The sequence below is a fragment of the Labrenzia sp. PO1 genome, from assembly GCF_012273635.1.
Lineage (GTDB): Bacteria > Pseudomonadota > Alphaproteobacteria > Rhizobiales > Stappiaceae > Roseibium > Roseibium algicola.
Window position 1 is genome coordinate 1,177,546 of sequence record NZ_JAAXCR010000001.1, and the last position, 22,089, is coordinate 1,199,634.

General features: G+C 60.2%; 24 protein-coding genes. 5 read left to right on the forward strand and 19 right to left on the reverse strand.

The genetic code is table 11. The features are described from left to right. Window positions 1-76: 76 nt before the first annotated feature. Window positions 77-877 carry a response regulator gene (locus HCG46_RS05530; RefSeq protein WP_168685607.1) on the reverse strand — a complete coding sequence of 267 codons (801 nt, stop codon included), beginning with the start codon at window positions 875-877 and terminating at the stop codon, window positions 77-79. A 185-nt stretch (window positions 878-1,062) separates the two neighbouring features. Here HCG46_RS05530 and HCG46_RS05535 point away from each other — a divergent pair, with 185 nt between their 5' ends. The 3 genes from HCG46_RS05535 (at window position 1,063) to HCG46_RS05545 (ending at window position 3,291) form a co-directional block, all read left to right on the forward strand. Next, window positions 1,063-1,269, forward strand: a complete 207-nt coding sequence (locus HCG46_RS05535) for a NepR family anti-sigma factor (RefSeq protein ID WP_023003210.1) — start codon at window positions 1,063-1,065, stop codon at window positions 1,267-1,269. Beyond that, on the forward strand, window positions 1,266-1,820 hold the full coding sequence (locus HCG46_RS05540) for a sigma-70 family RNA polymerase sigma factor (RefSeq protein WP_023003209.1): 555 nt from the start codon (window positions 1,266-1,268) through the stop codon (window positions 1,818-1,820). Before HCG46_RS05535 ends, HCG46_RS05540 begins: the two co-directional genes overlap by 4 nt. Before the next feature lie 160 nt (window positions 1,821-1,980). Further along, the gene (locus tag HCG46_RS05545) at window positions 1,981-3,291 is read left to right on the forward strand and encodes a DUF2254 domain-containing protein (RefSeq protein WP_168685035.1); all 1,311 of its coding nucleotides are present in this window, start codon (window positions 1,981-1,983) and stop codon (window positions 3,289-3,291) included. 141 nt (window positions 3,292-3,432) lie between these two features. Here HCG46_RS05545 and HCG46_RS05550 read toward each other — a convergent pair whose 3' ends face one another. Then, window positions 3,433-3,603, reverse strand: a complete 171-nt coding sequence (locus tag HCG46_RS05550) for a DUF1328 domain-containing protein (protein ID WP_023003207.1) — start codon at window positions 3,601-3,603, stop codon at window positions 3,433-3,435. 158 nt (window positions 3,604-3,761) lie between these two features. Between HCG46_RS05550 and HCG46_RS05555 the strand changes: the two genes are divergently transcribed. Then, window positions 3,762-3,947 carry a PLD nuclease N-terminal domain-containing protein gene (locus HCG46_RS05555; RefSeq protein WP_023003206.1) on the forward strand — a complete coding sequence of 62 codons (186 nt, stop codon included), beginning with the start codon at window positions 3,762-3,764 and terminating at the stop codon, window positions 3,945-3,947. Between the two features lie 124 nt (window positions 3,948-4,071). Further along, the gene (locus tag HCG46_RS05560) at window positions 4,072-5,001 is read left to right on the forward strand and encodes a PRC-barrel domain-containing protein (RefSeq protein ID WP_168685037.1); all 930 of its coding nucleotides are present in this window, start codon (window positions 4,072-4,074) and stop codon (window positions 4,999-5,001) included. A gap of 260 nt (window positions 5,002-5,261) precedes the next feature. Here HCG46_RS05560 and HCG46_RS05565 read toward each other — a convergent pair whose 3' ends face one another. The 17 genes from HCG46_RS05565 to HCG46_RS05645 all read right to left on the reverse strand — a co-directional run bounded on the left by HCG46_RS05565 (window position 5,262) and on the right by HCG46_RS05645 (window position 21,584). Further along, window positions 5,262-5,849: an exopolysaccharide biosynthesis protein gene (locus HCG46_RS05565; protein WP_023003204.1), complete on the reverse strand. Its 588-nt coding sequence runs from the start codon at window positions 5,847-5,849 to the stop codon at window positions 5,262-5,264. Window positions 5,850-5,969: 120 nt separating this feature from the next. Beyond that, complete coding sequence (locus HCG46_RS05570; RefSeq protein WP_031270375.1) at window positions 5,970-6,455, reverse strand: DUF992 domain-containing protein; 486 nt, start codon at window positions 6,453-6,455, stop codon at window positions 5,970-5,972. 108 nt (window positions 6,456-6,563) lie between these two features. Then, the gene (locus HCG46_RS05575; RefSeq protein ID WP_075281884.1) at window positions 6,564-7,847 is read right to left on the reverse strand and encodes a TRAP transporter large permease; all 1,284 of its coding nucleotides are present in this window, start codon (window positions 7,845-7,847) and stop codon (window positions 6,564-6,566) included. Further along, window positions 7,847-8,395 (reverse strand): TRAP transporter small permease subunit, encoded by a 549-nt coding sequence (locus HCG46_RS05580; RefSeq protein WP_168685039.1) that lies wholly within the window; start codon window positions 8,393-8,395, stop codon window positions 7,847-7,849. Before HCG46_RS05580 ends, HCG46_RS05575 begins: the two co-directional genes overlap by 1 nt. A 17-nt stretch (window positions 8,396-8,412) precedes the next feature. Then, on the reverse strand, window positions 8,413-9,450 hold the full coding sequence (locus HCG46_RS05585; RefSeq protein WP_168685041.1) for a TRAP transporter substrate-binding protein: 1,038 nt from the start codon (window positions 9,448-9,450) through the stop codon (window positions 8,413-8,415). A 25-nt stretch (window positions 9,451-9,475) separates the two neighbouring features. Further along, entirely contained in the window at window positions 9,476-10,297 is an 822-nt protein-coding gene (locus HCG46_RS05590; protein ID WP_168685044.1) for a putative hydro-lyase, read from the reverse strand. Between the two features lie 73 nt (window positions 10,298-10,370). Next, window positions 10,371-11,279, reverse strand: coding sequence for a LysR family transcriptional regulator (locus HCG46_RS05595; protein ID WP_168685046.1), 909 nt, complete (start codon window positions 11,277-11,279; stop codon window positions 10,371-10,373). Between the two features lie 207 nt (window positions 11,280-11,486). Beyond that, window positions 11,487-13,061 (reverse strand): acyl-CoA dehydrogenase family protein, encoded by a 1,575-nt coding sequence (locus HCG46_RS05600; protein WP_168685048.1) that lies wholly within the window; start codon window positions 13,059-13,061, stop codon window positions 11,487-11,489. A 213-nt stretch (window positions 13,062-13,274) separates the two neighbouring features. Then, window positions 13,275-13,730, reverse strand: a complete 456-nt coding sequence (locus tag HCG46_RS05605) for a DUF3237 domain-containing protein (RefSeq protein ID WP_168685050.1) — start codon at window positions 13,728-13,730, stop codon at window positions 13,275-13,277. Continuing rightward, complete coding sequence (locus tag HCG46_RS05610) at window positions 13,727-14,599, reverse strand: amidohydrolase family protein (protein WP_023003195.1); 873 nt, start codon at window positions 14,597-14,599, stop codon at window positions 13,727-13,729. Before HCG46_RS05610 ends, HCG46_RS05605 begins: the two co-directional genes overlap by 4 nt. A 16-nt stretch (window positions 14,600-14,615) precedes the next feature. After that, window positions 14,616-16,430 (reverse strand): feruloyl-CoA synthase, encoded by a 1,815-nt coding sequence (locus HCG46_RS05615; protein ID WP_168685052.1) that lies wholly within the window; start codon window positions 16,428-16,430, stop codon window positions 14,616-14,618. A gap of 25 nt (window positions 16,431-16,455) precedes the next feature. Further along, a complete protein-coding gene (locus HCG46_RS05620; RefSeq protein WP_209009312.1) occupies window positions 16,456-16,926 on the reverse strand; it encodes a MarR family transcriptional regulator in 471 nt (156 codons plus the stop codon). 19 nt (window positions 16,927-16,945) lie between these two features. Further along, window positions 16,946-17,713, reverse strand: coding sequence for a crotonase/enoyl-CoA hydratase family protein (locus HCG46_RS05625; RefSeq protein ID WP_168685057.1), 768 nt, complete (start codon window positions 17,711-17,713; stop codon window positions 16,946-16,948). Between the two features lie 10 nt (window positions 17,714-17,723). Then, the gene (locus HCG46_RS05630; protein ID WP_168685059.1) at window positions 17,724-18,488 is read right to left on the reverse strand and encodes an SDR family NAD(P)-dependent oxidoreductase; all 765 of its coding nucleotides are present in this window, start codon (window positions 18,486-18,488) and stop codon (window positions 17,724-17,726) included. A gap of 88 nt (window positions 18,489-18,576) precedes the next feature. Further along, complete coding sequence (locus HCG46_RS05635; RefSeq protein ID WP_023003190.1) at window positions 18,577-19,893, reverse strand: TRAP transporter large permease; 1,317 nt, start codon at window positions 19,891-19,893, stop codon at window positions 18,577-18,579. Beyond that, entirely contained in the window at window positions 19,890-20,477 is a 588-nt protein-coding gene (locus HCG46_RS05640) for a TRAP transporter small permease (RefSeq protein ID WP_023003189.1), read from the reverse strand. Before HCG46_RS05640 ends, HCG46_RS05635 begins: the two co-directional genes overlap by 4 nt. 66 nt (window positions 20,478-20,543) lie before the next feature. Beyond that, entirely contained in the window at window positions 20,544-21,584 is a 1,041-nt protein-coding gene (locus HCG46_RS05645) for a TRAP transporter substrate-binding protein (RefSeq protein WP_023003188.1), read from the reverse strand. Between the last annotated feature and the right edge of the window lie 505 nt (window positions 21,585-22,089).

Consider the following 22,089-nt stretch of genomic DNA (forward strand, 5'->3'; position numbering starts at 1 on the left):
AAACGGCATCTTGCTTCGCTCTCGAAGAACGAAAGCAGTGGAACACGCCCCCCGTGCTCATCGCGCAGCGCTGCCCTCAGGCAGCTGCCACCTCTTCCGCCCCTTTGAAGAACAGCGCCTGGCTGATCCCCGCCTTCACCGTATTCGGATTGAACGGCTTGGTGATAAGGAACGTCGGCTCCGGCCGTTCGCCTGTCAGAAGACGCTCGGGGAACGAAGTGATGAAGATGACCGGAACGGACATTTCAGCAAGGATATCCTTGACCGCATCGATGCCGGACGATCCGTCGGCAAGCTGGATATCGGCAAGCACAAGACCCGGGGCCTGCGCCTTGGCCGCTGCGATGGCATCGCTCGCTGTCCGGGCAACGCTGGTAACGCCATGGCCGAGCGACTCCACGATCTGGATGAGATCCATGGAAATAAGCGGCTCGTCCTCGATGATCAGCACATCCGTCTTGGTCTGCCTGTCAATTTCCGCGATGGCATCCTGGACGAGCTGGGTCACTTCATTTTCGTTACGCTCGATGATGAGGGCGGTTTCGGGAAGCGAAAACCCTTCCAGTGTGGACAGCAACAGGGTCTGCCGGCTTTCGGCCGCCATGGTCGCCAGCCGCTGCTGAGCGGTCTGCTCGAAGATGGAAACCGTCCCGTCATTCGCGATGGGCGGAACGACGCTCGCGTTCCAAAGGACATGGAAAAGCCGGTACAGACCGATTTTCACGCCATGAGATGTATCGATAATGGTCTGATCTGCCACCAGCGCCTGCAGGCAGGCCCTGACATAGGCATCGCCACTTTTCTGACTTCCCGCCAGTGCTCTTGCATATCTACGCAGATACGGCAGGAGCGGCGCGATTTCTTCCGAAAGGCTCACGGACATAAATTAGTTCCTCAATAGTTGCCGCCTGAAAGCGGTCGACGGGCCCGCGTCGAGCGCACCCATAAGTTGGAAATGCATTCGGCAAAAAAAAGTTCCATACTCGAGGAACTTTTTTTTTGCCGCCGCGTTTACGTCGCAAATCAGCCTATCGTCGAAGACGCAAATATCGGGAATCTGCCATGGCAAGCAAGCTTAACCCAAGTCGGCCCAACGCCGGATTTGGTGTAATAACACCGGCCGCCGGAGCCAAGTCCAAAGAAGACTGGATCGGCAACCAGCTCAAGAAGGTTTACGACGAGGCCCTATCGGAAGACATACCGGATGACATGATGGACCTGCTGTCCGCCTTGGACGACAGAGGCTCTGACGAGGAGGCCGCCGAATGAACGTCGCAAAGTTCAAGCAGGATCTGGTCGACGCCATACCGCGATTGCGCGCCTTTGCCAGATCGATCAGTGGTGACCGCGACCGTGCGGACGATCTGGTCCAGGAAACCCTGGCAAAGGCGATCGCCAACAAAGACAAGTTCACCGAAGGCACCAACCTCACCGCCTGGCTGATTACCATTCTCCGTAACCAGTATTATTCCGTTGGCCGGAAGATGCAGCGCGAGGTTGCCGACCCTGACGGTGAACATGCCGCCAGCCTTGAAAGCAAGCCGCAACAGGCAGGCCACCTGGAACTGAAGGATTTCCTGAGCGCCCTTCAGGTTCTTCCGGACGACCAGCGTGAAGCCCTTATCCTGATCGGTGCCAGCGGCTTTTCCTATGAAGAAGCAGCCGACATCCTCGGCGTGAAGGTCGGCACGGTCAAAAGCCGCGTCTCCCGTGCACGCCTTCGTCTGGATGACCTCATGAACGGGACCGAGAAATTTGAACGGTCCGAAATCGCCGCCGCCGAATCCGCCTCCCTGATCAGGGATGCCCTGTCCGTCTGATCATTCTCGTCTACACCGGAACCTTTCCGCTTCTGCGTCCGTCACAGGCCGGCGCACTGCATCCGGTGTGATCAGGCAAGCCGGTTGGCGCACGACAGCTAACAATGACCGGCAGGGTTCCATCGACGATGGAACCCTGCCGGTTTGAGGGGGAACGGGAATGGATCTGGCCTATCGGGAAAACGCCCGCGAACAAGCCCTCGTCCGTCTGGCCAAGGGCTTTCTGTTCATCCCCGTCTGCATCACACTTCTGGGGGCTGTCCTCGCATTCGCAGCCTTCCTGATCGATGACCTGCAACTCCTGACCGGTGTCTTCGACTTTTTCGGCTACAGCTCCATCAGCATAGATGGTGCCCGCTCGGTCCTGTCGACCATTGCCGGCGCGATGATGTCGGTCATCAGCCTTGTCTATTCCCTGACGCTGGTCGTATTCACACTCGCCGCAGGCAATATTTCGGCCCGCCTGCTGGAAACCTTCGCCAGCAACAGAACCACCCAGATTACCATCGGCCTTCTGGGCGCGACCTTCCTTTATTCCATGCTTGTCCTTTTCGGTGTCGACGACACCAAGGATCTCCGGTTTTCCGTCATCCTCTCGATAATCCTCGCCTCCAGCAGCTTTTTCTGGCTGGTCTATTTCGTCAACGACGTTGCCGGCCGTATCCGGGTCGACGCCGAAATCGGCCGCATTCATGCAGCGTTGCGATCCTCGATCGACGAGCTTCTGGCGCACGAACCGCGTGAAAAGCCGAATGACCGCGAGGAGATACCCGACCTGCCGGTCTGCACCTTCAAAGCCACGCGCAGCGGCTACATCACCTTCATCGACAGCGAACGGCTGATAGACATCGCGAAGTCTCTCGACGGTTTCATCGAAGTGTCCGTCATTCCCGGAACCTACGTCATCGAAGGCATGCCGATCGCAAAGGTGCGCACGGAGGCCGAAGACCCTGATCTGAAGCCCTTGAACGGTACCTTCAAGATCGAAAAGGCCCGGGCTCCCGAAGGGGATATCCAGTTTTCGGTGCACCTGATGGTGGAGATCGCGCTGCGAGCGCTCTCCCCCGGCGTCAACGACAGCTACACCGCGATAAGCGCGATCGATCACCTGTCGGCCTCCGCCGCGCGGATCCTGCAGCGCGGCGCTCCCAGCTCGCTCATTACGGATGACGACGAGACCCCTCGCCTGTGGTTGACGATCCTGGAAGTGCACGATCTCCTGGACACGGCGATCAGTCCGCTCAGGCAGGCTTCAAGAGGCAACATCCTGGTGCTCGACCACCTCATTTGCGCTTTGGAAAAGGCGTCCCTGGTCTGCCGCAAGGAGCACCTGCACCTTGTCTCGAGGCAGCTGTTCAATATAGCCCAGGATGCCGTTTTCTCGATCGAGAGCAGACCGGACAGACACCAAATCGCCCGCCGGCTCTGGACTGCCCGCAATACGCTGCGCATTCAGGCCGAGGCCGGCTAACCACCGGATGCCGGCAAGGCGACTGAATCACCTATTTCATTGAACGAAGAAAGCGTAGTCTTGTCAGGCGTTTGACGTTGCCTGAGCGCCTGTTGGGGAAGGCACAAAAAAGGGCGCCGAAGCGCCCGTTTTGTTCTCGCGTCAGACCCTGCGGCCTCTGATGGCATGTGCCACTGCCGAAATCAGGAACAGCGCAATGGCGACAAAGAAGATCAGTTTGGCAATGGAAACCGCAGTACCGGCAATACCGCCAAAACCAAGTACGGCTGCAACAATAGCAACCACCAAGAACAACAATGCCCAGGAAAGCATAGCAACCTCCGATATTTGAGATACGGAGATGAAACGCCTCGTTTTCGAAATCGTTCCCAATATTTTTGAAATTTATCTCGAAAACTTCAAGACCACCGCAGGGAACCTTCTTCGCGCCCGGCCGTTTCCGTCACAGTCACCAGCATCGGAGATCTGTCATGGAATATGGAATTGTCGGCCTGTTGATCCTCATCCTGGACGTCTACGCGATCATTCAGGTCCTCGGAAGCGGCTCCTCCACCGGGGCAAAGCTGCTTTGGGTTCTCGGGATCCTGATATTCCCGGTCGTCGGCTTCATTGTCTGGCTGCTGGCCGGTCCGAAAAGCGCAGGCAAACTCGCCTGATTTTTTCGCGTCGCGGCTCAACGCCCCCCAGGCGCAGCCGTGACGCCTTCTCCCGGAACTTCCCGAAAGTTCAACCATTTACCTACTGCACTTTCAACTTTTCAGAACACGAAAGGGAGCTGAAATGCTTCGCCATCTACTCGCCACCACCGCAATCGTAGCTGCCATTTCAACGGCGGCTGTTGCCGGTGAGACCGCTGCGATGAAAGACGGCGGTCAGGCCGGTGCAAGTGATGACACCGGCGTATATGAATTCGAACTCCACACCCTTGCGCCGGATACGACCACCGGGATTCTCGCCACCAACATGGTCGGCAAGCCTGTGGTGACCAGCAGAAATGCTGAAGGGGAAGAAATCGGTGACATCAACGACGTGGTCTTCGGCCGCGATGGCTCCGTGCATGCGGTGATTGTCGGTGTCGGCGGTTTCCTCGGCATCGGCGAAAAGGAAGTCGCCCTCGATTTCGCCCGCCTCAACTTCGTGGCTGGTGAGGACAAGCGACTCATCGTCGTCAGTGACGTCTCGCGCCAGGAACTGGAAGCGGCAACCGCCTATGAGCGCCCGGATTACATCCCGTACTGGATGACGACGGAAGGTGCGCGCGAGCAAATGGACAAGGTCACCGAAAACGCCAGGTCCACCTATGAAACAGTTAGGAAAGAGGCCATCGACCCCGCAAGGCAGCAGCTGGATGAAGCCATGTCCACCGGCTGGACCGAGGAAAAGACCGAGGTCGATGCAGCCAGCGTGTCCACGGACGAGCTGATCGATTCAACGGTCTACACCAACCAGGACACAAACATCGGTGAAGTCGCCGAGGTCCTGATCGGCAAGGACGGCAAGGCCCAGGCAGTTGTCATTGATGTCGGCGGTTTCCTTGGCTTCAACGCAAAGCCGGTTGCCGTTGCCTTCAACAGCCTGAAGATGTTCGAAACGGAGAACGGCGACCTTCTGGTCACCGCCCCTTTCACCAAGGAACAGCTTGAGAATGCGCAGACCTATGAGCCTGCCACCTACAAGGCCAATCCGGATGCGGTTCTGCTGAAAGGCTGAACGTCTACCTGAAAGACATCAAGGAAACGGGTCGCTTCGGCGGCCCGTTTTTTTGCGTACCCAGAGGTCGTGGCTCTCCCTGCGAGGAGGAGCAGGCTTCAAGGCAGAAGGACAAAGGAAAACTGGCTCACATCGGAGCTTCTTTCGCGCCGTGGACGGACGGATCACACGCCTGTCCTGATCCGCGCTCCCCCCGTTGTCCGTCACGAGGAGGCCTCCCGGTTTCGGGAGGAACTCATGGACAAGGTCACGAGAAGCCCTCAGGCAAGCCAGTAAACGACGGTGGCGACAGCTGCCAAGGCCACCATCAGCCCCACCAGCGTCACGACGCCGTCGCGCACCAGCAACCCGAGACTCAGGAGCAGTATTGCCGAGCCGGGCAAGGCGACAGCAAAGGGCAGCAGGGTGGCGGGATAGACAAGAAGAGACAGAAATATGCAAAACGCCGCGACGATCCGGCTCGCGGTTTCGCCGGCGAACATGGCCAGGCGTTGCCCGAGGTAACGGTCGGCGCGTTCGGCATAGGGGGTGAGCTTGTCGATGATCGACTTCACCTTCTGCTTGGGAAAACCGCGATTGCGCACGAAAGACGGTAACCAGATCGATGTTCTGCCAAGCACAAGCTGTCCCGCCACCAGAAGCGTCAATGTTGTGAGAACAATCGGCACACCTGGTATGGCCCCGATGGGAGATATCATCACAAGGGCTGGCAGAAACAGAAGAGGTCCCGCCGCACGGCTGCCAGAAGCATTCAACAGGGAGCCGACATCGGCGCGGCCTTCCTTTTCAATTTCGTCTTCCCAGTTTGTAAGAACTTCCTTGATTGTCTCCGACTGACCTGTCGCCATCCAGGTATCCCTCCAGTTCGAATTATCGTCGGACGTCCGCACTCTTTTCAGCCAGATCCGCGTCCGGAAATGCAAAAAGGGCCGGCAAAGCCGACCCTTCTTGACGTTATGTCACTTTGTTCACTTGATCGCTTCCAGTGACATCCGACTGACACCAACCGTGATGTTCGTGCCCGTCTGGCTTTCCACACTGAGCGGGTTCAGCGCAATCGACTTGTCGAAGCCGCCAATAAGGGCATTGGCCTTGATACCCGCACCAAGGCTGGCACCTGCGGTCACGCCAGCGTATTCACCTTCAAGAGCGCCCACCTCCAGGTCGGCGGTCGGTGCAACGACGCCCCATATCAGCGTGGCCGAGTCGGTGGTCCCGATATCAAGCCCGTACTCGCTTACGGTCGCCGTGTAGTAGCTGGCAGGGCCGTCACCGACCCGGTCGAAGGTGCAGTTCATGACGGCCTTGGAACCGACGATGAAATTGGTTTCCTGCTCGACAACGCATGTCAGTTTGCCAACTTCAACGCCAGCAGGCTTGTCCTGGGCCATCACAGGGGTCGCAAGAAGCGTGGCTCCCGTCAGGGTCAGGGCGAGTTTGGTAAACCGTGTCATCAATGTCTCCTTCGTGTATGTGGCCTCCGGATTGCTCCGGTCCGCCTTCATCACGGTGGAAACGTCTGCCCGGTCTGTCAGTTCCAAAATAATTCTGCTCTTGTCCCCTCAGCGCATGGCCATCGGCAGATAAAGCGCAATCTGCGGCAGGGCGATCAGCGCCGCGACCATGGCCAGCATCGCCAACACGTAGGGAATGGCTCCCAGCATCACCTCGGCAATGGATCCGCCGCGCCGCGCACTCTGGACGACGAAGAGATTGAGCCCCACCGGCGGTGTGATCAGCGCCATCTCGATCAGCACGATCATCAGGATGCCGAACCAGACCGGATCATAGCCCAGGCTGATGACGATCGGCACAACGATGGGAATGGTGATGACCATCAGAGACAAGGTCTCGATGAAGAAACCAAGCACGATATACATCGCGACGATCACCAGCAGCGTCTGCAGGGGACCGAAGCCGAGGCCCTCCAGAAAGCCGCGCAATTCCTGGGACAGGCCGGCGGCCGAAAGCGTGAAGTTGAGAAACGACGCCCCGATAACCACCAGCATGATCATCGCCGTGACCCGCACTGTGCCGATCAGCGCTTCGCCGATCATGCGCGTGTTGAGCCCACCGAAAAGAGCGGCAATTGCCAGCGCTCCGGCAACCCCGACAGAGGCTGCTTCGGTTGGTGTTGCCCAGCCCTTGTAGATCGAGCCGATGATGGCACTGAACAGAAGAATGATCGGCAGCAGATCCGCGAGCCCGAGTGCCATTTCCCGCAAGGGGAACGTCCGCCGTGCCCCGCCAAGCTTGGGATTGACCAGGCAAACAAGCGCAGTCACTGCCAGAAAGGCCATCGCCAGCAGGATGCCGGGCAGAAGCCCTGCCAGAAAAAGCTGCGGGATCGAGGTCTGTGTCAGAAAACCGTAGACGATCAGGTTGATCGACGGCGGGATCATGATGCCGAGCGTACCCCCGGCGGCGATCGCACCGGAAAAGAGCTTCTGGTCATAGCCCAGCCGATCAGCCTGCGGCATGGCCACCGTCGCCACTGTGGCAGCCGTTGCCACGGAAGATCCGGACGTGGCCGAGAACATGGTGGCGGTTGCCACATTGGCATGCACCAGCCCGCCTGGCAGCCAGGAGACCCAGCGGTCGAGCGCCGAGTAGGTGCGTGCGGCAATGCCGGTGCGCACCAGGATCTCGCCCAGCAGCACAAAGAACGGAATGGCGATCAGCGCTGCATTTTCCGACGTCGACCAGACCATTGACCCGAGACCGCGTGTCAACGGAAAGGCGCTGAAGAACTGGTCGATACCAAACCCCAGCAGGAACAGCACGATGCCGACGGGAATGGAAAGGCTGAGGAGCCCAAGAAGGCCTACGGAAACGAAGGAAAGCATCAGGCCGTCTCCCCTTCCGGAAAGGCACCGATCGCCTGCTCGGATTTTGCAAATTCACCGCGCAGGACCAGCAGCACACCGGCGACAAAGGTCAGCCATGCGGTGACCGCGAACCACACCCACCCGGCAAACCAGGGCAATTGCACCAGCGCGAGCGGAGTTTCCAGGGGTGTGTTCGCCCTTGAGGAATTGCGCAGTGTCGTTTCCACCACCGGCCAGCACTTCAGCGCGACGATCGAGACGGTCGAGGACAGGGCAAAGATCGACAGAAGATCCAGCACCGCCCGCCATTTTGGCAGTCCAACCGAACGGCGCAGGAAATCGATCCGGATATGCGAAAGTTCGTTCAATCCGAAAGCCATGCCCCAGGCCGTTCCGATGGCCATCACATAGCCGGAGATTTCGTCGGTGCCGCCGAAGGAGGCACCGACACGGCGGAGACAGATATCAATCAGAACAAGACCTGCACAGGTGAGGAACAGAACGCCGACCGAAATCGCTATCGCCCGGTTGATCCTCGACAGGATTGACAGGAGTTTCTCCGCCACCTCGATGTCTCCCGGGCTTAGTTGGTCTTGATCTGCACACCGACGACGGTGCCGACGCTGTCGTTCCAGCGCGCGGCCCAGTCGCCACCGGCCCGCTCTGCCCATTCCGGCAGAACATCCGTTTCCAGGATCTGGCGTGCGCGCTCGATGTCACCGTCGCTGGCTTCGACAAGAACCATGTCCCGCACGTCGCCCGAGGCGCATTCCCCCTTGCCGGTCAGGCAGGCGATGTCATTGCTCAGCGCACCTTCCGCCGATGCCCAGGCGGGGGCTTCGAACTTTTCGGCAATTTCCTTTTCGATCAAAGCCCGGGTCTCGCCGGACAAAGCGTTCCACTTGTCGAGATTGATCGCCGTTACCACCGGGTCCCAGCCGCCAAGCGGGATCGGCAGAAGATGCGTGCTGACTTCCCACCAACCGGCGCTGTAGCCGGAGCCTGCCCCGGTCACCGCACAATCGACGACGCCCTTCTGCAGCGCGCCCGGCACCTCGGAAAAGGCAACCGTAATGCCTTCTGCTCCGAGCGCTTCCAGGAACTTGGCCGTCATGCGGCCGGATGCGCGGATCTTCTTGCCCTTCAGGTCGTCCAGCGAACCGACTTCAGCGTTGCAGAACACCACCTGCGGCGGATAGGGCGCAATCGCAAGCACCTTGGAATTGAAGCGTTTTTCGAAGATCTCCTCGACCATCGGCCGGGCAGCATCGACCGCGGCATGGGCCCTGTCGGCAGACATGGCCACCAGCGGCACATCGAGGCCTTCCAGTTCCGGTGCATCGGCAACTGCATAATCGCCCACCGTCATGCCGACGTCGAAAACACCCTGGCCAAGCAGGCGGAACACTTCGCCAACGCCGAGGTTCATCTGGTTGTGAGTGGTGACGGTTGTGTTGATGGTGCCACCGGATGCCTCAGGCAAGGCGGTCTGCCAGAACGGCGCCTCGTAGTCCTGGTGCAGAGGCAGGCTGGACCAGCTGCCGACGACCGACAGGTCTTCCGCGGCGGCGGCCGAGGACATGGCGGCACCGGCCATGAGGAAAGTCAGAATCTTTTTCATGTGTCCACTCCGTGAAGGTTCGAGCTTACAGCGTCTTTTTTGTTATGATTGGAATTTCAGCGTCATCCGGGATGTCCGTGATCAGCATGTGTCCCGGTTTATGGGTAATCAGCAGCGGCAGGGCAGCGTTCTGGATGATGGCTTGCGGTGTCACTCCGCAAGCCCAAAAGACGGGCGTGAAACCGGCCTCCACCGGCACCGCATCGCCCCAGTCCGGATTGCCGAGATCGGAAATGCCGATGGCCGCCGGATCGCCGATATGGACCGGTGACCCGTGCGCCAGCGGAAAGCGCGCCGAAATGGCAACCGCGTCCCGCACCCGCTCATCCGGGATCATCCGCATGGAAACCACCATTGCACCGCGGAACGGCCCGGCCGGTGTCGTTTCCATGTTCGAGCGGTACATCGGCACGGTGACATTGTTAGAAATGTGCCAGAGGTCGATCCCGGCCTCGATCAGCGCATGTTCGAAGGTGAAGGAACAGCCGAGCGCAAAGGCAACGAAATCGTCTGACCACAAGGCGCTTATGTCCGTCACCGAGCCTTCCAGCCGGCCATCGCGATAGATGTTGTAGGCGGGTACGTCGGTACGAATATCCAGGCAGTGTCCCAGGGTGAACAGGAGGGGGTTTCCCGTGTCCGAAGCACCGATCAGCGGACAGGGTTTGGGATTGCGTTGGCAGAAGCGCATGAAATCCAGCGCATAGGCTTCCGGAATGATCGCCAGATTTGCCTGAAGCAGGTTCTTGCCCAGCCCCGCCGTGTGCGAGCGATAGCTGCCGGACCTTATCTGCGCCCGAAGCGTCTCGATGTTTTCCTGTCGAAGGGTTTCATAAGATTGCAGCACCGGGGCTCTCCTCCATTGGAGAAAGGCTCCCGCATTGCGGTTATAAACTCAAATTGAATGATTTTAGCAGATCTTATAAATGATTTTTATATTCAGAATAGGCGACCGCAACCTCCAGCGCCTTCTTCGCAGCAGCCGCCACGATGTGGCTGCGCGGGTCACCGAGATAGCTCGCCGAAAACCTCAGGGCATCCGGTACCCATCCCGGATCGAACTCGACGATGCTTCCTCCCTCGACATAGGGCCGTGCCAGCGCCCTCGGCAGTGCGGCGACCCCGAGCCCTGCTTCCACCAGCCTGAAACAGGCAGACAGAGACGACGACGGGAACATCTGCACGTCCGGTGCAACCCGTTCGAACAACAGCGTTTTCAGCTCGCGGTAAGGCCGCGTGTGCCGGGCGTAGGTGATTACGGGTTTTTCCCGCAAAAGCGCCTCGGCTTGCGCGCCCTTGGCCGGACTGTCCGCCGCCACATACCAGCCGAGGTCGAAACCGGGCAGCTCGATATTGTCGACCGAATATTCCGAAATCGGTCCCAGCAACAGGGCCAGATCGATTTCCCGGTCGAGCAAACCGGCGCGCAGGTTCACCGAGATATCGACGTTGATTTCCACGATCAGATTGGGAAAGTCGGCCCGCAGCGCGGCAACCAGATCCGGCAGCCAGCACTGTGCAATTGTTTCCGAGGCTCCAATGCGCAGATGGCGGTCAATCCCCTCACGGGAGACTACCGTCTCCTCGACCTTGTCCGACAGACGCTCGAACTGCTCGGCAAATGTCTGAAGCAGCTCGCCGCGCTTGGTCAGCTTCAGCCTGCCGGGAGAGCGTTCAAACAGCTCGGTCCCCAGGGCTTCCTCAAGCCTCTTGATCCGCGTCGTCACCGCCGGCTGCGTCAGGTTCAAACTTCCCGCGGCCTTGTTGACGCCGCCATGGCGGACAACGGCCAGAAAGGCCCTTAGCTGATCGAGATTGAGCGGATGCATGAAACGTCCCGGCGTGATCGGTTTGGGCTACTTTGCGCGAAGCTGCGGACATTGAAAAGGTTTCGGGAACAGACCGGCGTGCAAAAGCAGAACGAGAGAGAACCTCATCCCCGGCCTTTTTGGCGAGATGTTACTGCCCAAGGGGCTCGTGCCCCTTGCCCCTTGCCCCTTGCCCCTTGAAGAAAAGAACTTCGCTGCTGTGCAGGCTCAGGCGCTCAGCGCCAGTTCCGGCCTTTCAAGCACTTTCACCGCAAGCCGCCTGATCCGCTCAGGGTCCGGATGGAGGTCAGCCTTTTCCGCCATGCGTGCCCACAGGACCTTCAACAAGGCCTTGCTCGTCAGTTTCATGAAGTCATGGGCAAGGGCTGTCGGGTCTTCGCTCTGCAACACCTGATCCCTCACCCGGCACCAGTTGGCGACAACCTCGCCCAGTTCCGGGCAAATCTTATCGTTCCGCAGACATTCGGCCCGCAGGAATTCCTCGAATGCCTCGCTTTCCTTGCCCGGCAGCAGACGCGTGACCAGTGCTCTTTCATGAATGGCGTTGGCACCTTCATAAATCGCGGTGATCCGCACATCCCGGTAGCACTGTTCCAGGACGTATTCCTTCAGATAGCCGTACCCGCCGAGCACCTGCATGCCAAGCTCCGTTGCCTGCATGCCGGCTTGCGTGCAGTAAGCCTTGGCGATCGGTGTCAGGAATTCCGCCAGTGCCCGGTTCTCGCCTGCTTCGACCGTGACCAGCGCAAGGTGCGCGATTGCTCGTCCGCCAAGGGCAAGGGCATCGATCTCGTCCAGCATGCGACGTACGTCGGCATGACCATCCAGCGTCACCGGCTTGCCCGCAGCATCCCGGCCCTGCTTGCGTTCCGCCGCATAGGTGCTGGCGATATCCGCAGCGCGGGCGGCATGGGCAACACCCTGCAAGGCCACATCCACGCGGGCATGGTTCATCATCGTGAACATCGCCTTCAGGCCTTCGCCTTCCCGGCCGACCAGTTCGGCGACAGCGCCGTCGAAAGCAAGCTGGCAGGTGGGCGAAGCATGCAGGCCCATCTTTTCCTCGATGCGGGTCACGGTCACCGCGTTGCGGCTGCCGTCCGCGCGGGTGCACGGGCACAGAAACAGCGACAGGCCCTTCACGCCGTCGTCTGACGTGCGCGCCAGCACCAGATGATGGATCTTCTCGCTCATGTCCTGATCGCCGCCAGAGATGAAGATCTTCTCGCCGCTGATTGACCAGCCATCACCAGCCTGCACCGCCCGGCAACGGATGCGGGAAAGATCGGACCCCGCGTCCGGTTCTGTCAGGCACATGGTGGCAAGGGCCTCGCCGGAGGCAAATTGCGGGATCACGCGCGCCTGCTGATCTTCCGTGCCGAAGGCCAGCAGGGTGCGGGCGGCACCCGCAGCAAGGCTCGTCACCATCTGCAGACTGTGGTTGGCGCCGGTGAAGATTTCCGAGGTGATCGCAAGTACGCCGGCATCGAGCCCCTGCCCGCCAAGTGCTTCCGGGATCGTCAATCCCGGCCAGCCCTGCTCCGCATAGGCGGCATAGGCTTCGCGGAACCCGTCCGGCATGCGCACCCGCCCCTCCACCAGCCGGCAACCCTGGCTGTCGCCCGGTTCGTTCAACGGGGCCAACTGCTCTTCTGCAAAGGCAGCAAAATGACCGCCGATCTCGGCGGCAAGATCCGCATCGAAGTCCGGCAGATCGGCTGCCCCGGCAACATGGGTCAGGCAGAACAGGATATCGTCAAGCGGTGCGGTGAAGGGTTTCATGGCTACAGGCTTTCAAAGGAACGGCGATACAGCAGTTGCTGCAATTTCCCCCTCATCCTGAGGAGGGCGCCAACCCGTCTCGAAGGATGGGCGGCAAACTCCGGCGCAAGCGGCCCATCCTTCGAGACGGACCCGAAGGTCCTCCTCAGGATGAGGAAGCAGCCGGACAAAGGCTTCTGGCAAAGAGGCGTCCAAGGCCAAGTTGTTGCTCCCTCACCCCACCCGAAACAAGGACACAAGCACGGCGGAGGCAAGTCGCCGGCCGGTGCCGACGAAGAGAGTATTGTTGACCCAGTCATAACGCGGGTCTCCGGTCTCCAGCCGCGCCGCCGTGCGGAAGTAATAGAGCGCAGGGTCGATATCCTCGCCGCGGGCAAGCGCTTGCAGCACGTCCGGCGGACCATGACGAACCCCCTTGTTGATGATCTCGATCACCGCACCGTCGTCTGTCTCGAAGGCGTAGCGGGTGTCGATGTCGGCCGAACCGTCCGCCAGGATCGTCTGCCAGTCAGCGCCCATGTCCAGCACCATTCCGGACACCTGACCTGTCACCCGGCCACCGACAATCGGGATGATCCGCCGCGCACCCGCCCTGCCCTGCCCTAGTTCGCGGACAGGGCCAAGTTCGACCTCAAGGTCGCAGAAATGGGTGAGCTCCGGAGTGATCATGCCAGCCCCAGCAGCCTAGCCGCATTGCCCTTGATGATGTCCGGCCGCAGCTCGTCCTTGATGGCGATCTTCTCGAAATCCGCCAGCCAGCGCTCCGGTGTGATCATCGGCCAGTCGGAGCCGAACAGCACCTTCTTCTTCAGGATCGAATTGCAGTATTTCACCAGGATTTCCGGGAAATACTTCGGCGACCAGCCGGAGAGGTCGATATAGACATTCGGCTTGTGCTGGGCGACCGCCAGGGCTTCCTCCTGCCAGGGGAAGGAAGGATGCGCGAGGATGATCTTCATGTCGGGAAAATCGACCGCGACATCGTCCATATACATCGGGTTGGAGTATTTCAGCCGCATGCCGTTGCCACCGCGCATGCCGCTGCCGACGCCTGTCTGGCCGGTATGGAACAGCGCAATGGAGCCTTCTTCCGCGATCGCTTCATAGAGCTCGTAGGCCATGCGGTCGTTGGGGTAAAAACCCTGCATCGTCGGGTGGAACTTGAAACCCTTGATGCCGAAATCCCTCATCAGGCGCCGCGCCTCGCGCGCACCCATCTTGCCCTTGTGCGGATCGATGGAGGCGAAGGGGATCAGCACATCGTCGTTTTCGGCGGCAAGTTCCGCCACTTCCTCATTCTTGTAGCGGCGGTAGCCGGTCTCGCGCTCGGCATCGACCGGAAAGATTACCGCCGCAATGTTCTGTTCGCGGTAATGGGCTGCCGTTTCCGGTACGGTCGGCGGATGGCTCCAGGGCGCGCGGAAGTATTTCGCCATCGTGGCCTGCAGGTCGTCATAGCCATCGTCGGAATGACAGCCGCAGGGCTCTTCGGCGTGAGTGTGGATGTCGATGGCGCGAACCTTGGTGATGTCGACCATTTCAAGCGCTCCTCAATCAGAGTGTGACCACAGCAGGGTCATCGTCGGTGTAAAGCCGTTCCAGCAGGGCCTCGCGGCGCGCCAGAACCTTTCGGATGTTCAGATTGCCCTTGGCGGTCATCTCGCCTTCGGGCATGGAAGCTGGCTGAGACAGCACGATGGCGCGGGACACCAGTGTCGAGCTGCCGCTGATCTCGCGGGCGCGCGCCGAAAGCCGGCGGTGGATTTCGCCCTGCAGCAGCTTGCAGCGGAAAGCACCGTCATCATCGTTGAGGTCAAAGCCTTCCCGGGTTAGCTCCGCGACATTCGGGAAGATCATCACCCCGATCTGGTTCCGATCGGCGCCGGTGATGATCAGGTCTGCGGCAAGCGGTGCGAGACGGGACAGCATGTCCAGCTTCAGCTGCGCCGCCCGCACCCAGGTGCCGGACTGCAGCTTGAAGTCTTCCGATATCCGGCCGTCAAAGCGCATGCCCTTGTTTGCGTCTGCCGGATCAAGAAACAGCATCGCATCCCCGGTGATGAAGAACCCTTCTTCATCGAAGGCTGCGGCGGTCTTTTCAGGATCGTTGAGATAGCCGGGCATCACGTTGGGTCCCTTCACGCGGACTTCGCAGCGCATGTCCGCATCGGGTAAAAGCTTGACGGTGACGCCGCTCACCGGAACACCGACAATGCCGGAGTGGGGTGCAGGTTCCTGCTGCATCAGGGCCGAGGGCGCTGTCTCGGTCAGTCCCCAGGAAGACGTCATCAAGGGCACCTCGCCCTTGACCTCCATCGCCATGCGCTCAAATCCGGACCAGACCTCCTGCGGCAGGGAGGCCCCTGCATAGAAGATCAGATCCAGATCCTCGAAGAAGCGCTGACGCAGATCCGCGTCCGCCTCCAGTGCCTTCAGCAGCATGCCGAAGCCAAGCGGCACGTTGAACACCAGCGTACCGGTCTTCAACGACAGGTTCTCCACCGTCCGTTCGAACAGGCCCTTCACCGGCTTGCCGTCGTCAATGTAGAGACTTCCACCGTTGGCCAGCATCATGTTGAAATTATGCGAGCCGCCGAAGACGTGGTTCCAGGGCAGCCAGTCGACGATCACCGGCGGACGCTTGCGCAGGAACGGCATGGAGTCGGCAAGCTGGGCCTGATTCACGCACATCATCCGGTGGGTGGTCAGAACGCCCTTCGGGCTGGAGGTCGAGCCGGAGGTCATCAGGATCTTGCCGACCGTATCCGGCGTGACGGCCGCGAAAGCGCTGTCGACGTCGACGCTGCCGTCTCCCTTCAGAAGATCTTCGAAGGCGGTAACGTTCCGGCTTCCCGGGCGGCTGGCGACAATCTCGACCGACGCAAGATCTTCGAGGTTCAACGCTTCGCCGTATTGGTCGGCATCCACCACATAGGCCATTTTCGGCTTGATGAGGTTGATCGCCTCGCGCAGGCGGCCATGGGCACCGTGAATGAGCGAATACTGCTCGGCCACCGGCACCACCGGCACTCCGACATACTGGGCAGCAAGCGCAAGAATGCCGTGATCGACACCGTTGCCGGACATGATCAGGATCGGCGTATTTGCCCCCATGCCCCTTACCAGGAGCGCGGCACCGATCGCCCGAACCTTTTCCAGGATGCCCGCATAGCTTTCCTCGCGCCAGCCGGCGCCGCTGCGTTCGGCCAGAAACACCCTGTCCGGAGCTTCCCCCGCCCATTGGTGCAGCCAGTCTCCCGTCCGCTCGACCACCGGGCTCAGCGGATAGGTGGACCGCAGCAGAATGCTGCCATCCGGACGGTCTTCCCGCTCGACCGAGTGGCGCAGGAATTCCGTGGTGCGCTTCATGATCGTCTCCTCCCGAAACTTCATGTCAGTCTTCCCGTTGGCGGTTGCTTTCAATCAGTTGCATCACCTTGGTGGCGACACTCAACGCGTCCTTGCTGATACCGTTGAGCAGCATCTTTTCGTGCTCCATGACCGCGGCGATTGCCTTTTCACACAGCCGGCGACCGGCCAGTGTCGCCTTCAAGGCATAGGCCCTGCGGTCACTCGGCAGCCGGTCCCGGATGATCAGGTCACGCCGCTCCAGTTCGTCGACAATCACGACCAGGTTGGGCCGTTCGATATCCATGGCCTCGGCCAGTTGGGATTGTCGCAGGCCCGGGTTGTCGACGATCAGCACAAGGGCGGTATAGGTCAGCATGCGCAGGTCGAACGGCTTCAGGGTGCGGCTCAGGTCCGACTGAATGACGTTGAACGTCCGCTTCATCTGATAGCCGTAAAGCGCGCGCAGGGTCCTGTCGCTGACGTTGACAATTCCGGTCTCGGTCTCCGGTTCCATCGCGGTTTTCCTCATGAGATCACCTGAAGGTCGGGTTGCGCTTTTCCAGGAAGGCGGCAAGGCCTTCCAGCGCGTCCGGGCTGGTCTGTGTAATCGCGGCGCACAGGCTCTCGGTAAAGAGACCGTCCGTCTTAGACATGTCCGCAATGCGCGCCAGCGCCTGGATCATGATGTAGTTGGACAGCGGCGCGTTGGAAGCGATCCGGCTTGCCAGGTCCTGTGCCTTGGCCAGTGCCTCTCCCTCGCCGACGGTGTAATGAGCAAGGCCCAGAGCCAGGCCTTCGTCCGCGTTGTACTTGCGGCCGGTCAGCATCATCTCGGTCATCCGGTCCGCGCCCAGAATGCGGCCCACGCGCACGGAAGCGCCACCACCAACGAAGATGCCCCTGCGGCCTTCCGGCAGCTGGAAGAACGCGGAGGTTTCGGCAACGCGCACATGGGTGGCACTGGCCAGTTCCAGACCGCCGCCGATGACGGCGCCGAACATGGCGGAAACCACCGGCAACCCGCCGAACTGGATCCGGTCCATCACCTGGTGCCAGCCGCGCGAATGGCGCATGGTTCCTTCCGCGTCGCGGGCCACATGCTCGGACAGATCAAGGCCGGAGCAGAAATGCCCGGCCGTGCCGGTGATGACCACCGCCTTCACCTCGGCGGGCGGAGACAGGAAAAAGCCGTCAATGGCCCCAAGCAGCTCGTCGCACATGGCGTTGCGCTTGTCCGGACGGTTCATGGTCAGGGTCGCGACGCTATCGGAAATCTCAATTTTCAGGATCGGTTCTGTCATCGGTGTCTCCTCAGCGCGGCGGCAGACGCACGGCCCCATCCAGGCGGATGGTCGTGCCGTTCAGGAACGGGTTGGTCACGATGTGCCCGGCAAGCAGGGCGAATTCCTCCGGCTCGCCAAGACGTGGCGGGAACGGAATGTTGGCCGTGATCTTGGCTGAGACCTCTTCCGGCAGGCCTTCCATCATCGGCGTTCTGAACAGACCCGGCGCAATGGCCATCACGCGGATGCCGTGCTGGGCAAACTCCCGCGCTGCCGGCAGACACATGGCGGCAATGCCGCCCTTGGACGCCGAATAGGCAGCCTGGCCCAGCTGGCCGTCCTCGAAGGCAACCGACGCCGTATTGACGATCACGCCACGCTCGCCGTTTTCCAGCGGCTCCACGCCCATGAGGCGTCTTGCGGCATGGCTCATGACATTGAACGTGCCGAAGAGATTGACCTTCAGCGTCTTTTCAAAGGTATCGAAGGAGAGCTTGCCTTCCCGGCCGACGATGCGCGCGGCAAAGCCGACGCCGGCGCAGTTGACGACAACACGCGGCGTTTCACCGAAAAACCCGATGGCTTCGTCGAGTGCAGTCCCTACGGCTGCCTCGTCGCTGACGTCGGCCTGAACGGCGAAGCCGCCGATTTCTTCCGCCACAGTGCGGGCCCGGTCGATATCGAAATCGAGGATCGCAACTTTCGCGCCCTGGCTCGCAAAATGACGGGCTGTCGCGGCCCCGAGGCCACTGCCGCCACCTGTCACGAAAGCCGCTTGTCCGGATATCAGCATGGCACAGCCTCTGAATTGGTTTTAGTCATCATTGTTATATCTCATACCTATTTTGATACGCCGAAAGGGCGCACTCCTTCCGGCTGGGTTAGCCAGCCAGAAGGAACAGGGTGATTGACGGAAAGAGGACCAACAGGATCACGCGGACTATGTCGGACGTTACGAACCAGAGAACCGCCTTGTAGGTTTCCTTCATCGGCGTCGACCGATCCATCGCGTTGATGATGAATAGGTTCATGCCGACGGGCGGTGTTATCAGCCCCACCTCGACAACGATCAGCACCAGGATACCGAACCAGATGGCAACGTGTTCCGGGCTCATGCCGAAGTCGAGCACGCTGATCACCGGAAAGAAGATCGGGATGGTCAGAAGGATCATCGACAGGCTGTCCATGAGGCAACCGAAGACCAGGTAGAACAGCAGGATCAGTGTCAGAACGACAAGCGGACTGAAGCCCTGGCCAACGACCCAGCCGGAGAGTTCCTGCGGCAGCTGGCTGAGTGCCAGGAAGCTGTTGTAGAAGCCGGCACCGAGCACGATGAAGAAGATCATCGCCGTACTCATGGCCGTCTGGATCATGCTGTCGACAAAGACCTTCCAGGTCAGGTTACCGGAAATGAGCGCGATGATGCCCGTTCCGGCCGCACCCACGGCAGCGCCCTCGGTCGGGGTAAACCAGCCCAGATAGATGCCACCGACCACGAGCCCGAACACCAGAAGCACAGGCCAGACGTCCATCAGCGCACGCATGCGCTCCGCATAAGGCACCGGCTCACGCGTTCCGGCGGAGCCGGGATTGAGGCGGACATAGATCGAGATGGTGATCATGTAGCCGATGGCCGCCAGAATGCCCGGAATGAAGGCAGCCAGGAACAGCTTGGCGATGTTCTGTTCGGTCAGGATGGCATAGATCACCAGGATGACCGACGGCGGAATGAGAATACCGAGCGTGCCGCCGGCGGCCAGCGTTGCTGTCGAAAAGCCGCCGGAATAGCCGTAGCGGCGCAGTTCCGGCAGGGCGACACGGCTCATGGTGGCGGCGGTTGCCAGTGACGATCCGCAGATGGCGCCAAAGCCCGCGCAGGCCCCGACCGCAGCCATGGCAACACCGCCCTTGCGATGGCCGAGCCAGCTTTCGGCGGCCTTGAAGAGAGACGACGACATGCCCGAGTGGGTCGCGAACTGCCCCATCAGCAGGAACATCGGAATGATCGTCAGCGAGTAGCTGGAGAAGGTGGAATAAGTCTCCGACTTCAGCTTGGCGAGAATGATGTTGGAACTGCCGGTTGCAAGATAGAGACCACCCAGGCCGCAGATCATCATGGCAAGGCCGATCGGCGCCCGCAGGAAGATAAGCAGCAGAAGAACGGGAAACGACAGATAGCCGAGTTCAAGCAGGCTCAATGGACCCCTCCCTCGGCATCGGGCGTGAAACGCCGGCCGGTGATTAGTTCAAGCACCTTGGCGACGGCGCAGTAGAGCGCGACGACGGAGGCAACAGCGGCGGCGGCAAAGCTGAGCGCGAAGGCCCACCAGATCGGAAACTGCAGCAGGAAGGTGGTTTCGTTGTAGCGCATCTTGTCTTCCATGCCGACGAACAGCCGCCAGGTGATCAGGAAGATCAGCAAGCTGAGGAGAACCTCCCACACGACTTCCAGCCACCGGTTCATCCAGCGCGGAAAACTGCCGGCGAAGACGTCCACGGTGGCGTGCCCCCGCTTAAGCTGGCAGATGGGCAGAAAGGCGAAAATGGTGAAGCTGATCCCCGCTTCGACCAGCTCGAAATCGCCGGAAACCGGACCGACACCGGTCGCGATCAGCGCGTTGGCGGCGCTTTCGGACAGCGAGGTCATGAATTCGGAATGACCGAATGTGTTCAGCCCGCGGCCAAGCACGCTGACACAGGTCAGCCCGATCAGCGCTGTCAGAACCAGACCGCCAAGGATCGCCATGAAGCGCGCGAGACGCTCCACCAGAGTGAGCAGCATTTTACGTGTATCCTGTCGAAGGATGCCCTCCGGAACACCTGGTTCCGGAGGACTGCTTCATGACGGTCAGTTGGCCATCAGCGCTTCGGCACGGGCCTGAAGTGCCTTGCCGTCGATGCCCTTGGCATCCATTTCGGCGTACCACTCGTCGATGGTGCCCTGAGCGGCGGCTTCCCACTCGGCAGCCTGCTCGTCCGTCAGCGTGATGATGTTGTTGCCCATCTCCACGGCTGCGGCCCGCGGGCCGGCATCATCGGCCTGCATCTGCTTGCCGGCGAAGGCAGAGAATTCCTCACCGGAGTTTGCGTCGATGATGGCCTTCAGGTCGTCCGGCAGGCTGTCGTACTTGTCCTTGTTCATCCCGAAGATGAAGGACGTGGTGTAGAGCGCCTTGCCCGGGAACTCGGTGTGGTTCTTGACCAGCTCGTTCACCTTCAGCGCGCCGACGACTTCCCACGGAATAACCGTCGCATCGACAACACCCTTGCTGAGCGCTTCCGGAATGGCCGGAACCGGCATGCCGATCGGCGTTGCGCCCAGATTGGAGAACAGCTTGTTGGTGACACGGGTCGGTGCACGCAGCTTGACGCCGTTCAGGTCGGACAGCGCGACGATCGGCTTGCTGGAGTGGATGACACCGGGTCCATGAACCCAGAGGGCCAGCGGCTTGAAGCGCGCGAAGTCCTCATCCATCATCGTTTCTTCGGCAAGCTTCCAGTAGGCACGGGACATGGTCTCCGCATCCGTCATCGTGAACGGAAGCTCGAACACTTCTGCGCGCGGGAAGCGGCCCGGGGTGTAACCGGCAACGGTCCAGACGATATCAACGACACCATCGACGACCTGGTCGATCAGCTCCGGCGGCTTGCCGCCCAGCTGCATGGCCGGATAACGCTCGATCTTGATGCGCCCACCGGATTCCGCTTCGATCTTGTCGGCCCAGGGGTCGAGAACGTTCTTGGGTACATTGGCCTGAGCCGGCAGGAACTGGTGCAGGCGCAGCGTGACTTCCTGCGCAAGTGTGGACGACATGCTCCCGCCAAGTGCGATTGCGGAGACAGTCGCAGCCACAGCCAGTTTGGCAAACTGCTTATGCAAGTTGATCATGGTTTCCTCCCTGTTCGATCAACTTCAAAACCTGACCGGATTCCTCCCTCCGATCAGATGATGATCTATAATAGTTATATTACATAACTTTTTTCAAGCTCTATTTGGCGACCTGGTTCACTCCCTTCGCCTTGAGCTTTGCATGCAGGCGACCAATCGGAAAGTTATACATTCTGGTCAGCTGCAAAAGCATCACAAGATCCCGTAAAATTTGCCGGAGTTTGTGATGGATCAATCCCGAAGGCAAGGGTTTCCGTGAGAAGAATGGACAGAAAACGTCTTTATCATCAACCCTGCCACTTCCTGCAAAGGAAGACCCGCCAGCCGGCATGCCGACAGGCACCTTACCTAACGCAAGGGCATCAAGGCGGTAGTATCAAGCCAACGGGAATTTGTGGAAAGCATGCCGGAGGTCGCAACGTCCCGGGACTTGCGGGTTATCCGAACGCCGGAACACCATTGGTGAGGACACTCGACCAGAGGCCGGTTCAATGGAATGGAAAAT

Bases quoted from the DNA above. Each gene is read 5' to 3' on its own strand.
- HCG46_RS05535 (WP_023003210.1), top strand. From the start codon at position 1,063: ATGGCAAGCAAGCTTAACCCAAGTCGGCCCAACGCCGGATTTGGTGTA.
- HCG46_RS05540 (WP_023003209.1), top strand. From the start codon at position 1,266: ATGAACGTCGCAAAGTTCAAGCAGGATCTGGTCGACGCCATACCGCGA.
- HCG46_RS05545 (WP_168685035.1), top strand. From the start codon at position 1,981: ATGGATCTGGCCTATCGGGAAAACGCCCGCGAACAAGCCCTCGTCCGT.
- HCG46_RS05550 (WP_023003207.1), bottom strand. From the start codon at position 3,603: ATGCTTTCCTGGGCATTGTTGTTCTTGGTGGTTGCTATTGTTGCAGCC.
- HCG46_RS05555 (WP_023003206.1), top strand. From the start codon at position 3,762: ATGGAATATGGAATTGTCGGCCTGTTGATCCTCATCCTGGACGTCTAC.
- HCG46_RS05560 (WP_168685037.1), top strand. From the start codon at position 4,072: ATGCTTCGCCATCTACTCGCCACCACCGCAATCGTAGCTGCCATTTCA.
- HCG46_RS05565 (WP_023003204.1), bottom strand. From the start codon at position 5,849: ATGGCGACAGGTCAGTCGGAGACAATCAAGGAAGTTCTTACAAACTGG.
- HCG46_RS05570 (WP_031270375.1), bottom strand. From the start codon at position 6,455: ATGACACGGTTTACCAAACTCGCCCTGACCCTGACGGGAGCCACGCTT.
- HCG46_RS05575 (WP_075281884.1), bottom strand. From the start codon at position 7,847: ATGCTTTCCTTCGTTTCCGTAGGCCTTCTTGGGCTCCTCAGCCTTTCC.
- HCG46_RS05585 (WP_168685041.1), bottom strand. From the start codon at position 9,450: ATGAAAAAGATTCTGACTTTCCTCATGGCCGGTGCCGCCATGTCCTCG.
- HCG46_RS05595 (WP_168685046.1), bottom strand. From the start codon at position 11,279: ATGCATCCGCTCAATCTCGATCAGCTAAGGGCCTTTCTGGCCGTTGTC.
- HCG46_RS05600 (WP_168685048.1), bottom strand. From the start codon at position 13,061: ATGAAACCCTTCACCGCACCGCTTGACGATATCCTGTTCTGCCTGACC.
- HCG46_RS05605 (WP_168685050.1), bottom strand. From the start codon at position 13,730: ATGATCACTCCGGAGCTCACCCATTTCTGCGACCTTGAGGTCGAACTT.
- HCG46_RS05610 (WP_023003195.1), bottom strand. From the start codon at position 14,599: ATGGTCGACATCACCAAGGTTCGCGCCATCGACATCCACACTCACGCC.
- HCG46_RS05615 (WP_168685052.1), bottom strand. From the start codon at position 16,430: ATGAAGCGCACCACGGAATTCCTGCGCCACTCGGTCGAGCGGGAAGAC.
- HCG46_RS05620 (WP_209009312.1), bottom strand. From the start codon at position 16,926: ATGGAACCGGAGACCGAGACCGGAATTGTCAACGTCAGCGACAGGACC.
- HCG46_RS05625 (WP_168685057.1), bottom strand. From the start codon at position 17,713: ATGACAGAACCGATCCTGAAAATTGAGATTTCCGATAGCGTCGCGACC.
- HCG46_RS05630 (WP_168685059.1), bottom strand. From the start codon at position 18,488: ATGCTGATATCCGGACAAGCGGCTTTCGTGACAGGTGGCGGCAGTGGC.
- HCG46_RS05640 (WP_023003189.1), bottom strand. From the start codon at position 20,477: ATGCTGCTCACTCTGGTGGAGCGTCTCGCGCGCTTCATGGCGATCCTT.
- HCG46_RS05645 (WP_023003188.1), bottom strand. From the start codon at position 21,584: ATGATCAACTTGCATAAGCAGTTTGCCAAACTGGCTGTGGCTGCGACT.